The organism is Terriglobales bacterium, assembly GCA_035764005.1.
Taxonomy (GTDB): domain Bacteria; phylum Acidobacteriota; class Terriglobia; order Terriglobales; family Acidobacteriaceae; genus Gp1-AA112.
The window spans coordinates 12,586-25,402 of sequence record DASTZZ010000027.1; the positions used below are offsets into that span (position 1 = coordinate 12,586).

Genomic DNA, 12,817 nt, shown 5'->3' on the forward strand with positions numbered 1-12,817 from the left:
GGGAGGCGGCGGCAAGATGCCCGCACTGTGGAGGAACATTCTGCCGCGAATGCGTAACCGATGAGGAGGGAAAGCTTGCCTGCCCGCCCTGTCTGCGTCGGTTAGCGCGTCCGCTCGCACCGAAGGCATCGCTGCGGCGTTTATTGTGGGATCTGCTTGCTGGATTCGCCGCCATCGTCTGTCTCACCGCGCTTTTCTTTGCTCTGCTGAGTTGGCGAACGAATCGACCAGAAGAACATTTGAAGTTTGGACCCGCCGCCGAAGACCGAGGTGCCTCGGCAACGCCATGAGTGAAGCTGCACAGGTTCCGTCGTTACCACAACGCGCGCACCTGGCGTCTGCGCGCGCGCGCCGAAACCGGTTAAGCCCGCTGGAAGCACTGGAACGCGGATTTGCGCTGTTTCGGTCAACATTCGGACGCGAGGCTTGGCGCTACTACATCGGCACCGCGCCGCTGGTTGTTTGTTTCATTCCGATGTGGGTGATCAACGGGCAGATTCGCTTATCGAATGGAACTTTACTGCTGGAATCCGCGCTGCTCGCCGGTGCGTATCTTTTCCGCATCTGGATGGTCGGCAGCTACATGCGCCATGTTCGCGAGCTGGCGTTCAACACGCCTACGTCGAAAGTTGAAGGCATAGGCGCGAAAATGGCGGCTGTAGGACGTCTCGTTGCGTGGAAGATCGTGCTGACCGCCGGCGCGCTGATCACATTGGCGACTGTCGCCGGAGCATCATGGTTCTACAACGCGTGCCAGTTTGCCAGCTTTGAAGTGCAGAAAGATGGCGGCGAGAAGCATTCTTTTGCCGGCTGTCTGGCGCTCGGGAGTCAATGGTTCGGCGGAGGGTTGCTTCTCTTCCTGATGCTCTTTCCTCTCTGGATCGCCGTGTGGCTGAACAGCCTTCTGCTGGCCATGATTGTCCCGCAGCTTCTCCATTCGATATTTGGCGTGAACACACTGCTGTCTACACGAATGGGAATGTCCGCGCTGACGCAGAGTTCGGCATTCTGGCTTTCGTTGTTTGCGGGCGCATGGTTGGCGCTTGATGCCATCGTGAAGTGTACGTTCGTTGTGGTTTATCAGCATTTGCGATCGAGGCGTGAAGGAGATGACCTGCGCGCGTTAATGGCGAGCCTGCCGCGCGAGCAGCAGAAGAAGGAACAGATGATGACATCCAGGACGACCGGCAAAGGCGTGACCGTCGGACTGTTCCTCTTGGCCACGATTCTGGCTGGCGTTTCCTTGACTGCAAGCGCACGCGCATCCCAAGTCCCGCGCGCTGGAAGCACCACCGAGGTGCCTAGCGACTCCGCTCGCGAGGCGAGGGTTCAAAAATTGCGTCAAGCTGTGGATCACGAGTCACAGCGTGCGATTTACCGCTGGCACGATGCCGAGCATCCGAGCCCGCCCACATGGCTCGACAGGCTGTTGGAAAAGATCGGCGTCAAAATCGAATACGCTTGGAATAAGTTTTGGGAGTTTCTTCGCAAACTGCTGCCCGGCTTGCGCCTGACGCTCGGAACGGAAAACCACGGCGCCTGGCAACTGAAGAACGCTCGCTTGTGGCTGACACTTGTCGGGATTTTGACTCTCGCGGTGGGAGTAGTGTTCTTCTGGCTGCGACGGCGGCCCAAAACGGAACAGGTTTCCATTCCACTGAGCCTTGCGCCGCATGCCGATCTGAACGACAGTGCGGTGGCGGGCGAACGCTCTGAAGAGGAATGGTTCGCGATGGCAAGGCGGTTAGAGTTGGAAGGCGAACTGCGGTTCGCTCTCCGCGCCGCATACTTTGGTTTGCTCGCGGGACTGGAGCACCGCGAATGGCTGACGATTCGTCGTGATCGCACGAATCGCGAGTATCTCAGTGAGTTTTCCCGCCGATGGCGTCGGCGGCCGCAAGCAGTGGTCGAAGAGCGGGCGGAAATTCCTGAGAGACTGCGCGGCAGTCTGCGGCAATTCGATCGTGTGTGGTACGGGCGGCATATGGTAACGCCGGAGGCAGTCAGTGCGTATCGCCACGATCAGCGGGAGTTCCTCAACTGTGTTTAACCATCGCTTCAGCCAAGGCATGGCGCTCAATTGGCGAGGTCCGCTGATGGCCGCCGGAATTTTTGCGGCAGTGTTCGCGATCCTGCTCCTCATGGCGCACCAGAACGAGTCGAATACGAGCGATATGGGATCCAGCCTGCGCGAGGATCCCTACGGCACCAGCCTGTTGTTCGATTCTTATGCGCGCGCTGGTTATCAAGTGAAGCGCAGCCAGGACGAGGACACCCTCTCAGATGAGAACGCGTCGCGGACAACAGCATTCTTTATCGGCGGCTTCCCCTCGAATGACTGGAAAATGGAAGGCGGAAAATTCCAGGTCGGGGAGAAGCTTCGCGGGCGCTTGGAAGATTTTCTTGTGCGTGGCGGGCGCGTCGTGCTGGTCGCTCCCAGTTGGGGATTGAAATCCAAGTCTCAGGATTGGGAAGTCGAAAACCAGTGGAGCAAAGCTCCACATGCCGGACCAATCTGGATCGCTCCCGATCCGGGCGCAATGTCGGCAGACAGCGAGAAAATGTTTCTCTCCGCCGATGCCCCGTGGCTCAAGACCGACCCGGCCTGGACCATCCTTTATTCAAGTTCCGTTGAGGCCAAAGCAGAGGCTGACTCACCGGTGCATGTTTATATGGCAATGCGGAGAGTCGGAAATGGCGAACTTATCGCCGCAAGCCAGGAATCGTTCTTGTTGAACGAAGCCATCGAGAGGAGTCCAAATCCGGCGCTGCTGGATTTTCTCGCCGGCGGCCGGCCCGTCGTTTGGGTGGATGAAACATTGCACGGACTTCACCAGAATCAAGGCGTGCTCTGGCTGCTGCAGCGCTACCGGCTCGATGGCGCGCTGCTGCTTTTCTGGGCGACTTTGCTGGCGCTGCTTTGGAGCATGAGCGGTGATTTGTGGCGACACCCGGCCCGCGAGCAGAACGCGGAGATCGTGCGTCATAGCGAAGGCGCCGGAGTGGCTGCGCGACGCCTGCTCCAGCGCAGCATCGCGGCAGAACAGGTCGTTGCGGAGTGTTGGGAAGAGTTCCGCCGTCGCTCACCGCAAGATGCGCAGGCGATTTCAGCAGATCCACAGACCAGCATGCGGCTGCGCACCGCACTGGCGCAGCCTCCCCTGGCCGGCTACAGGGAATTGAGTCGGCTTATCGAGGAGCGGCGCCTAGCCGCAACAGGTTCGGCTCGACCTGCGCGAGATACGCATGACAATTCCACATCTTCACCGAAGAAGGGTATCGAGGAGGCACGGTTCGCATGAACGAGAAATCGTTAGTGGGTCCGAATGCGCAAACAGAAGCGGCGTCCACAGAAACGGCGTCGGCCGCGTCCGCGATCGTTACGAGTGCAGCGGGCCGGCTTCGAGAAGCGCTGGGCCGCGTGATCGTCGGCCAGAACGAAGCCATCGATCTCGCGCTCGTCACCCTGCTCGCCGGCGGACATGCGCTCATTGAAGGCGTTCCCGGAGTGGGAAAAACTCTGCTCGTGAAGGCGCTGGCGCGGGCGGTCGCGGGCGAATTTCAGCGGATTCAATTTACTCCGGACTTGATGCCTGCCGACATTACCGGCACCAGCATTTTCGACCTGAAGACGCAAGAATTCAGGTTGGTGCGGGGGCCGATTTTCAGCAATTTTCTCCTGGCGGATGAAATCAACCGTGCGCCCGCCAAAACACAGTCTGCCTTGCTCGAAGCGATGCAAGAGCGACAGGTAACAATTGATCGCGCAACGTGCGCGCTGCCTGCTGTCTTTGTTGTTTTCGCAACGCAAAACCCGATCGAGCACCAGGGAACATATCCTCTTCCAGAAGCTCAGAAGGACCGCTTTCTCGTAAAAATTCGCATGGGGTATCCGGTGGCAGAAGAAGAAAACGAACTGGCGCGAATGGTAGCTGACGGTGAAGCGCCGGAGCGCCGATTGGCCGAAGAATTACAGGTGCCGGTTTTGCAGCCTGATGAAATCGAGCAATTGCGGGCAGCCACGGAGCGTGTGCGCGTCAGCGAGGCAGTAAGCAGCTACATCGTGAATATAGTTCGTCAAACACGCCAACACGCGGCAGTTTGGGTTGGTGCTGGGCCGCGCGGGACACTCGCGTTGTTATCGGCATCACGCGCGCTTGCAGCGCTTGAGGACCGCGATTTTGTACTTCCCGAGGACGTAAAGATGCTAGCCATACCCGTGCTGGAACATCGCATGCTGTTGCGGCCTGATTTCGAGATGGAAGGCGTCGAGGTTCGCGAGGTCATCAATGCGGTGCTGGAAACAGTAGAAGTACCGCGGTGAGCCGCCTTGCTGGTGAGCGCTCCGAAGGAGGGCACCGAAATTGAGAGCGGGAGATGCGATGCAGGCGGAGGTTGGTACGCGAGGCGCGGTTATCGTGGCCGAAGCCGAAGCTACGGCTATGCCGACGCATTCTCACCCGCTCATAAAGAAGAAGGAATTTGCGCGACGGATCCCGCTTCGCCCAGTAGGAACTCAGTTCAGTCCAGAGATCTGGTTCGCTTGGGTGCTGGGATTGCTGGCTCTCGGAGCCTGCATTGCACCCTGGCCGCGCCACGGTTGGCAGTTTTTCGGACTGGTCGGCGCAACCGTGATGCTGCTGGTGTGCGGTGATGCGCTCGCTCTGTGGCTCACTCGACAAGAAGGCGCACCAGTCCTGCTGTGTTCAGAAAAAGGTCTTCGCGGACGTGAAGGACAGACGATCCAGGTTCCGCTGGCGCTTACCGGCTCGAGCTCACGCCTACCGTTTCGGGAATTCCGGGTAGCAATCATGCCGGCAACACAAGAGAGCGACACTGCTTTTCGAGTGCAAAGGGAACCTCAGCGGTTAAGCGTGGAGCAGTCGAATTCGGCGGAAAAACAATCGACCAATCCAAAAACGCAGCCTACTCAGCTGTGGTGCTGGATGCCGGAGATCGCTTTACTTCGGCGAGGGTTGTGGCCTGGGCCGCGCATCGGAATCGAGCGAACTTCGCACCTGAAAATCTGGCGCTTGCGGCAGTGGTTTGATTTGCCGGAGCCCTTGCGAATCGAAGCCGATTTGCGATCCGCGCGGCGGGAGATTCTGCGCAGCCCGGTTTATCGATCCTTTGTAGCTTCTCAACAGACGCCGTGGATCGGCCACGGGCGCGATTTCGAGCGCCTGCGGGAATACCAGCCTGGGGATAACTTCTCAGAGATCGCGTGGAAGTCGACGGCGCGTCGCCTCAGCCCGGTCACACGGCTTTTTCAGTGGGAGCAGAAGCAGGAAGTATATTTCGTAATCGACCAATCGCGGGCGTCGGCGCTTGCACTCCATCCAGCCACAGCTTCCGAGAGTGATCTCTCACCACAACGAGCGCCGCGGCGACTTTTGGATTTGATTGTGGAGACGGCATTGGTCGGCGCCAGCGTCGCGCTTGAACTTGGCGATGAGTTCGGGCTGGTCACCTACGCGGATGAGCCGAAGTCCTGGTTACGCGCAGGAAGCGGTCAATCACAGTTTCATCAATTCCGTGAGCGCCTGCTGCACATTGAACCTTTGCCGACAACCGCGGATTATGAAGCGTTATTTGGCGAAATACGGGTCCGTCTGCGGCGGCGCGCCTACCTGCTGTTGCTGGCAGACTTGGCGGAGCGCTCGGTTTCCGATTCTCTGCGTCGCGGAGTTGGCCTGGTCGGAACGTCACATGCGCTGTTAATGACTAGCATCCTGCCGACACACGCACGGTCCGCATTTTCGGCCGGTGAAGAGTTGCAAACCGAAGAGGATGTGTACGCGGCGCTCGCGAGTGAAAAAGAAAACCAGCGTCTCGGCGCCTTCGCCCGGCAAATGCGCAAAATGAACGTCCATGTGCGCTATATCCCTGCGCAGATGTTCCTGCGAACCGCTGTTGAAGGATATCTGGAAAGCAAACGGGAGCAGCGACTGTGATTTTGAATCTCGAACGATTTCAGGCACAGGCGCGGCCGCGCTGGAAGAACCTCGAATCACTGCTGGGCGTGCTCGAGAGCCGACCGGAGCGCCGGTTGAATCCAGATGAAGCGCAACAACTGCAAGAGCTTTACGCCCAGGCTTCCACGGATTTGAATCGCGTTACTCACGGCGCCCTCGCGCCCGAACTAACACAGTACCTTGAGCGATTGGTCGCGCGAGCTTATGCCGAGCTATACTATGCGCCGCCCACGCGCTCCCAAATCTGGCAGCCGCGCCGCTGGTTAAGAATTTTTGTGACATTTCCCGAAACGGTACGGCGGCAGTCCCGCTATTTTGCTCTGGCTGTGCTGGTCACGGTCTTGGGTTGTACCCTGGGCGGACTCGCGGTGCGCTATGATCCCGCCTCGGTGGACGTGCTGCTGCCGGCGAATTACCTGCGTAATCCGGCCGAGCGTGTGCACGAAGAGGAGCAAGGAGCGGCACACGAGAAGTCCGCACAGACGGAAGCCGCGTTCTCAGGGCAACTCATCAGGCACAACATCGAGGTCGCGCTGCTCGCAGCCGCACTCGGCGTAACGTTTGGCATTGGGACGGCACTCCTTCTTTTCGAGAACGGAGTACTGCTCGGCGCCGTAGCCGTTCACTATACGAAGCAAGGCTTTGGACTGTTCATGACGGCGTGGCTACTGCCACACGGCGTGTTTGAGATCCCATCGATTTTGATCGCCGGACAAGCGGGGTTTTACTTGGCGCGCTTACTGCTGCATCGGCGCGAGAACCGCAATGTTCGTCAATCGATGCGCGAATGGTTAGTGCTGGTCGCCGGCCTGGCGATGATGCTGGTATGGGCCGGAATCATGGAGGCCTTTTTTTCACAACATCACGCGCCAGTTCTGCCGTATGGATTCAAGGTTGGGATTGCTCTAGCAGAATTATTGCTGCTCACCATGTATCTGCTGCTGATTGGACGAACAGGGACCGCGACCAAGATGGGCTCTGCCATTCCTTCGGAGAACAAGTGACGGATATTCGCTCCGCTAACGCGTCCACGGCGGTACAACTGACCATTGCTACGCCCGAAGGCGTGCTTTTTCGGTTGCCACTGGCCGGTCCCGCCTCCCGGCTCTATGCCGTTTTGCTCGATACCGTGATTGTGCTGGGAACAGTAAACGGAATCGGGTTGCTCGTTTACTGGATCTTCGCGAAAGCGCCGGGATTTGGCGTGATGGCTACTACGCTGGCGGAGCTCGCAATTGGGTTTGCCTATAGCGCGGTGCTGGAGGGTCTTTGGAACGGACAAACGATTGGAAAACGCCTCTTTCATTTGCGCGTAATTGACCAGACCGGATTTCCGCTGCGCATCGAACAGGCATGGATACGGAATCTGATGCGCGTTGTTGATGCGCTACCGTTCGCATATCTAGTCGGAGGAATTTCCGTATTGAGTAGCCCTCTGATGCAACGCTTCGGCGATCAAGTGGGGGGGACGCTGGTTGTACGCCAAACGCCGCTGACCATACCGTGGGAGGAGTCCTGGACTCGCCAGAAGTACAACTCCTTCATGGAATATCCGACAATCGCGGTGCATCTACGCCGAGCAGCAACGCCGCAACTGGCCAGTCTGATCCAGGATGCGCTACGCCGTCGCAACCAACTAGCTTCCTATGCGCGGCGGGAAATCTATCGTGAGCTCGCCGAATACCTGCAGAACGAAATCTGTCGATTCCCTGACGAATTGGTTGAGAGGCTCAGCGACGAACAGTACTTGATTAATGCCTCCGGCATCCTGTTCGGAGATCAACGAAGGTCGTGATGCTATCTCGTGCCTGAGATTGTGCATGTTTGCAGGTTTTAGATTCCCCGCGCCGAAGCACACAACGCTGCTATGATGTTCGCCTCATCTCACTAACACAGCTGTTATCAATGAGTGTAGAAAAGCAGACGCTCCTGCGTTCCAAGCTGGAAGATCTCCGTCAAGAGCGGGAAAAACTGCGTCACGAGGTCGAAGATCGACTGAAGAAGATCGGGGAGATCGATAACGTCATTCGGAAATTCCTCCAGCTGAAGCAAAACACGATCACCGAAGAAAGAGCCAGGCGCGCACAAAAAAAGAAGTAAGGAGCGTGGCTCGTCGAAATTTTATTCGGCTCCCGCAGCCATCGCCCGGCATCTGGTCGCCTCCAGAATAGGCATCAGGCGAATCGCGGCCAGGCGCAAGTTTCGATTCGGGAATCGCTTGATCAGCATCCGCTGCCCAAACTCCCAAGCCTTATGCACGTGTTCTTTGCAGACGATCACCTGCGTGCGGGGTCCCTGGCGGGATACGAGTTCCAGAAGGTAGAAGCCTGCCAATCGGCAGAGAGGGTCGTCATCGTACTTCCGGTAAGAGCATGGACGTTGTGACGCCTTCGGGCTCATCGGCAAAGGATGACGAGTATTGCGATGCACCGGGCGCGAACATTGTAGCCTCGTGCATTTGTGCTTAGCCCGTTCGCGAGCGAACGGCGACCTATCAAACGCGCGCCTGGAAAAGCCGCAGTCAGCCGCCATCTGAAAAAGAGACCCTCTGAAAACAGGAGAGCGACGAATCAAGAACGTCTCGTCTGTCGCACGCCAGTGGAATCCCTGGAGGTGCATTCCATTTCGGGAAATACGTCCCACCGTAACCACCCACAATAATCAACGAACTGCCGGATTGATTTCCCGGCAAGGAAGAAAGCAGAAATTCCAGGTGGAATTCCGCATTCCTCGAGACACCTCGCTCGTCCGCGCGCGCCATAAGGTTGAAGGCTCGGATCGGCCTTGTAATGACTGTCAACGGCAGCAGTCGCGAGCACCTGCAGGCTGTCGGAAACTACTCTGCCGCAGTGGGAATTATTAAAGGTGGCGGTACGAACCGGGAACTAAAGCGTTCAAGCACGGAACGATTTCCATACTAGGACTCAGTGCACCTGTGCATTTGGATCGCTGCAGGGCCCGCTAGCCGCTCCCATAGGCCAAACGAAAGACGAACCCGAATCGAGCGCGGCGCGACCAACAAATCCAGAGAGGCTCGATTTTTTCGACCGGTTTGGGAACACTTGGCCGACTTTGGCGCATCGTAGTTTTTACACGAACAAGTTCAGAGCAGGAGAGGCACTCGTGGAAGCCCGGGATCATCTCGTCATTTGCGGCTACGACGGCATTCTCAATCACTATCGCATCGACGCAGGAAGGCTGCGGTTTCGATGCATCACCGAGGACAAAGCCGGCAAATGGCGAACGCTGTCAGATGGAGATGTGCTCATGCACTTGATGCTGAAAACGCGGGTTGCAGAGTGGCTCTATCAAAGACACGGGCTCAAATCGGGAGCGTTGCTGAAAGTCGCAGCGTAACCTCGCAGCCTGAGATCCGATACCAGGGAGGCTACATAAAACACTGAAGCGCAGGAGCGGTTCCTGAATCGGGGAGCTGGAACGGCAGTTTCCTGTCATCCAACCGGGCACTATTGAACGGACATCGCAATCAGTAAGGCCCTCACAGATTGGAAACAAGGAGGTATTCGCGATCATGCATGAACCGCATGCCGCGCAGGAAAAGTGTGGGAACATCAAGACTCAGGGAGCCGTTCCAGAAGCTCTGATCGAGCGCATGAAATTGGTCTTCCGCACGACCCACGGAACGGAAATGACGGAGGAGGATCGCAACTTTCTCGGCATTCCGCCGTGCTCTGGAGAGTGCTGCCCATAAATTTAAGGAGTAGCCAGTGAGGAGAGCTGGTAGAAGCAAGAGGAGCGTTCACACAAAAACGGCTCCAACGGCCGTTCTCGAATCGTCATCCGCGCGATGGAGAAGGTGTTTCGTTCCACCCACGATCGGGAAATGACTTCCGAGGAGCGCCAGGGCTTTCGGCTACCCCCGCCTGGAACAACGCCTCGAAATATAACAGCAGAGTGACACACCTGTGTTACACTCCTGCTGTTCAGAACCGCTGTTTCCCCAAGTGCACGCCATGCCGAAGAAGAACGTTCCAGGAGCCTGGGCAAGAGCGAAGCGCTCCATCGAGAGTCCGGACAAGGACCGCGAACTGGGTCTTTAGAGCGATTACAATCTGCTGCGAAAACGTCCGAACCGCACGTCAATCGTCATTCACGACGGCTCTCCTGTTGTGGAGAGCCGGTATCTTCAACTAGCCGATCTGGCGCTCTGACCTTCTAATCCTAAAAGGGAAAGCTAACAACTAAATTTTCCTGGTTCGGGAATTAGGTTGCAAAGCTTCCCCTATCGCGCTTCGCTGGTGCTCACTGCGGGATCGTCGGAGAGTATGTTGTAAAGCGTCGATCGGCTGATGCCGAGAACCTCTGCAGCCTTCTGCTTGCTTCCCCCGAAAGCTTCCAACACTTCGCGCGCGTACTTCCTTTCCAGTTCCCGCAGTGAGACGAACTTTGAGCAGGTTATGCTCACAGGCGAAGCAATCAGGGTTGCGGGAAAATCTTCCAGGTCGAGCACCGGACCTTCACTCAGGATGCACGCTCCGGCGATCACGTTTTCGAGTTCGCGAATATTGCCGGGCCAATCGTAGCGGGCGAGCATCTCTTGCGCGCGGCGGCTTATGCCCGTGAAGATCCGCCCGTATTGCTTGGCGTATTTCTCGAGAAAATGCCGCTCCAGCAGAGGCAAATCCTCTTTTCTTTCCGCGAGTGCGGGAAGCCGCAACTGGACGGCAGAAAGACGGTAAAACAAGTCTTCACGGAAGCGGCCTTCGGCTACTTCGGCGGTCAAGTCGCGATTGCTGGCAGCGATAACGCGAATGTTCAGTTTGCGCCCATCACCCGATCCGAGGCGCTGAACTTCGTGAGTCTGCAGCACGCGCAGAAGCTTCGCCTGCATGGCCACCGACATCTCGCTGATTTCGTCGAGAAAAATCGTGCCCTGATCGGCGCGTTCGAACAGCCCCGGTGTGTCTTGAAAGGCGCCGGTGAACGTTCCTTTGCGAAACCCGAAAAACTGACTTTCGGCGAGCGACTCAGGAAGTGCAGCACAGTTGCACGCAATAAAGGGCCCCTGATTTAACGGAGAAAGATCGTGAAGGGCGCGGGCCACCAGTTCCTTGCCCGTTCCCGAAGATCCCGTGAGCAATACCGTGGTGAAGTGCGGCGCGATGCGAGTGACCTTGTTAAAGACGTCGAGCATGCGCGGACTTCGCCCGACCATTCCCTGAAAACTAAACGAGGCTCGCAGTTGGGCGTCCAATTCGCCGGTTTTCCGCTTTTTGTCCGCGGCCTTGAGCGCGCGCGCCACCCTGGCGCGAAGCTCGGAAACATCCACCGGTTTGACTAAGAATTCCGCAGCGCCTTTTTGAATCGCTTCGATAGCCAGCGAAGGCGAATATTCGCCCGACAAAAGAATCACTTCGACACCTTGATCGAAAGCGGCGAGGCGCGCGAGGAGTTCCATTCCGTTAGCGCCGCGTAGCTTTAGATCCAGGAAGACGAGACGCGGGCGATGTTGCCGGAAGAGAGCCCATCCGGCCTCCTCGTCCTGGGCGACAAGGATTTTGACCGGCATGTCCGCGAAGATTTCCGGCATGACGTCGACGACATGCTCCTCATCGTCGACCACCAGCACCGTGAAGAGTTCCTGCGACTCAAAGACAAGGACCATTGAGACCTTTTCGAGCCTGCCGAGTTCGGAGACGTAAATGTACCATTGTTGAACGCATTCAGCCCTCGTGAGCCCGCTGGACCTGCAAATGCGTGACAGCCGCGCTCTGCAAGCTCTGGGCTGGTTTGTGCGAAATCTCGACCTCGGAAGCCGACGAAGCACTCACGCCGAGCTTTTGCTCGAGTTCGAGCAGCAGATACGAAAGCCGGTCGCAATTACTGAATACGGCGTCAGACCGGAGCAGATCACAGACTGCCGAGATCGCCGATCGCGTGTCACTCGTGCCAAACAGATCAAGATCCCTTGTCAACTCGGCTGCAAGTGCGCGAGCGTCACAAAGTGCGCGAGCCTGCAGGGAATGGATCAGGCGCCCTGCCTTCGACTGAATGCGATCTGTGGCATCACGTCCAAGCCAGGGCAGGATTTCGTTGATCTCATCGTTTGTTGCTTCTCGCCCCATGAAAATTTCTCCTCCTGAGGCTATCTACAACTAATGGGCCATTGCAAACAAATGAGAGAAATGATTACCGCAATTGAGCCTTTCTCCTTAGACTTTCGCCTTAACTCCACAGCAAAGTCTCAACACGGATGCTCCAAGCCCAAGTTTTTTTAGTGGGGAGATTCACATGCTGCAGCAGATGGTGACTCCAGGACAGTGTCCCTCAGTAACTGAAGTAGCACTGCCAGATTGCCGAGTGTGCAAATTCTGAACACGCTTCCAAAATTCAGACACTCGATCTAGTCAAATTCAACCCTGTTTTGGCACAAACCTTTGAAAAGCAAAGGGCGGGCTCACATCCCACCATCGTGGTAGCGGGGTTGCATCGCATATTCGGAAGCGTTTAACAAAACGGCAATGCACTTCCCCATCAGCAAATCGGTTATTGCGACAAAAGCATTCGCGCTGTGTGCAATTACTGTGAGCTTGTGCGCGGTTGCGAGTTGCGCCGAAGCAAACCGCATCACGCAGAGCACGCCGCGAAGCGCCTCCGCTGCGCTGCATTTGACGGTGTTTGTAGTCCCAGTTCTTCACGCGCGTCCTGAGGCCGCGCCGAAGCGAGAGGATTCTTCGATTACGTTCACGTTCGCGAAACCGGCGTTGAACGGAAGCTATGACGTTCGTACGTTTTCTCCCGCCGAGAACAAACACGGGGGAAGGCAGCAGCCGGCAATTCTGCAAACTTTGACGATTGTTCCAAAATGAAATCCGTCGGAA

The 12,817-nt window shown here is 57.1% G+C and carries 12 protein-coding genes; 10 read left to right on the forward strand and 2 right to left on the reverse strand.

Annotation, left to right across the window (positions count from 1 at the left end):
* Positions 1–286: 286 nt before the first annotated feature.
* The 9 genes from VFU50_04905 (at position 287) to VFU50_04945 (ending at position 9,687) form a co-directional block, all read left to right on the forward strand.
* Positions 287–2,050: a DUF4129 domain-containing protein gene (locus VFU50_04905; protein HEU5232177.1), complete on the forward strand. Its 1,764-nt coding sequence runs from the start codon at positions 287–289 to the stop codon at positions 2,048–2,050.
* Positions 2,043–3,302, forward strand: a complete 1,260-nt coding sequence (locus VFU50_04910) for a DUF4350 domain-containing protein (GenBank protein HEU5232178.1) — start codon at positions 2,043–2,045, stop codon at positions 3,300–3,302. The genes VFU50_04905 and VFU50_04910 overlap by 8 nt, the downstream gene beginning before the upstream one ends.
* The gene (locus VFU50_04915) at positions 3,299–4,324 is read left to right on the forward strand and encodes a MoxR family ATPase (protein HEU5232179.1); all 1,026 of its coding nucleotides are present in this window, start codon (positions 3,299–3,301) and stop codon (positions 4,322–4,324) included. The genes VFU50_04910 and VFU50_04915 overlap by 4 nt, the downstream gene beginning before the upstream one ends.
* Before the next feature lie 58 nt (positions 4,325–4,382).
* Positions 4,383–5,954 (forward strand): DUF58 domain-containing protein, encoded by a 1,572-nt coding sequence (locus VFU50_04920; protein HEU5232180.1) that lies wholly within the window; start codon positions 4,383–4,385, stop codon positions 5,952–5,954.
* A gap of 2 nt (positions 5,955–5,956) precedes the next feature.
* Positions 5,957–6,979, forward strand: a complete 1,023-nt coding sequence (locus tag VFU50_04925) for a stage II sporulation protein M (protein ID HEU5232181.1) — start codon at positions 5,957–5,959, stop codon at positions 6,977–6,979.
* Positions 6,976–7,770: an RDD family protein gene (locus VFU50_04930; GenBank protein ID HEU5232182.1), complete on the forward strand. Its 795-nt coding sequence runs from the start codon at positions 6,976–6,978 to the stop codon at positions 7,768–7,770. The genes VFU50_04925 and VFU50_04930 overlap by 4 nt, the downstream gene beginning before the upstream one ends.
* A 110-nt stretch (positions 7,771–7,880) precedes the next feature.
* Positions 7,881–8,075, forward strand: coding sequence for a hypothetical protein (locus tag VFU50_04935; protein ID HEU5232183.1), 195 nt, complete (start codon positions 7,881–7,883; stop codon positions 8,073–8,075).
* A 1,023-nt stretch (positions 8,076–9,098) separates the two neighbouring features.
* Positions 9,099–9,332, forward strand: coding sequence for a hypothetical protein (locus tag VFU50_04940; GenBank protein HEU5232184.1), 234 nt, complete (start codon positions 9,099–9,101; stop codon positions 9,330–9,332).
* A gap of 175 nt (positions 9,333–9,507) precedes the next feature.
* A complete protein-coding gene (locus VFU50_04945; protein ID HEU5232185.1) occupies positions 9,508–9,687 on the forward strand; it encodes a hypothetical protein in 180 nt (59 codons plus the stop codon).
* Between the two features lie 531 nt (positions 9,688–10,218).
* On the opposite strand, the gene VFU50_04950 is transcribed toward VFU50_04945, so the two are convergent.
* Entirely contained in the window at positions 10,219–11,601 is a 1,383-nt protein-coding gene (locus VFU50_04950) for a sigma-54 dependent transcriptional regulator (protein ID HEU5232186.1), read from the reverse strand.
* Between the two features lie 58 nt (positions 11,602–11,659).
* Positions 11,660–12,061, reverse strand: a complete 402-nt coding sequence (locus VFU50_04955; GenBank protein HEU5232187.1) for a hypothetical protein — start codon at positions 12,059–12,061, stop codon at positions 11,660–11,662.
* Between the two features lie 396 nt (positions 12,062–12,457).
* Here VFU50_04955 and VFU50_04960 point away from each other — a divergent pair, with 396 nt between their 5' ends.
* Entirely contained in the window at positions 12,458–12,805 is a 348-nt protein-coding gene (locus tag VFU50_04960; protein HEU5232188.1) for a hypothetical protein, read from the forward strand.
* Positions 12,806–12,817 lie beyond the last annotated feature (12 nt).

Bases quoted from the DNA above. Each gene is read 5' to 3' on its own strand.
- VFU50_04960 (HEU5232188.1), top strand. From the start codon at position 12,458: ATGCACTTCCCCATCAGCAAATCGGTTATTGCGACAAAAGCATTCGCG.
- VFU50_04905 (HEU5232177.1), top strand. From the start codon at position 287: ATGAGTGAAGCTGCACAGGTTCCGTCGTTACCACAACGCGCGCACCTG.
- VFU50_04950 (HEU5232186.1), bottom strand. From the start codon at position 11,601: ATGGTCCTTGTCTTTGAGTCGCAGGAACTCTTCACGGTGCTGGTGGTC.
- VFU50_04915 (HEU5232179.1), top strand. From the start codon at position 3,299: ATGAACGAGAAATCGTTAGTGGGTCCGAATGCGCAAACAGAAGCGGCG.
- VFU50_04955 (HEU5232187.1), bottom strand. From the start codon at position 12,061: ATGGGGCGAGAAGCAACAAACGATGAGATCAACGAAATCCTGCCCTGG.
- VFU50_04935 (HEU5232183.1), top strand. From the start codon at position 7,881: ATGAGTGTAGAAAAGCAGACGCTCCTGCGTTCCAAGCTGGAAGATCTC.
- VFU50_04920 (HEU5232180.1), top strand. From the start codon at position 4,383: ATGCAGGCGGAGGTTGGTACGCGAGGCGCGGTTATCGTGGCCGAAGCC.
- VFU50_04945 (HEU5232185.1), top strand. From the start codon at position 9,508: ATGCATGAACCGCATGCCGCGCAGGAAAAGTGTGGGAACATCAAGACT.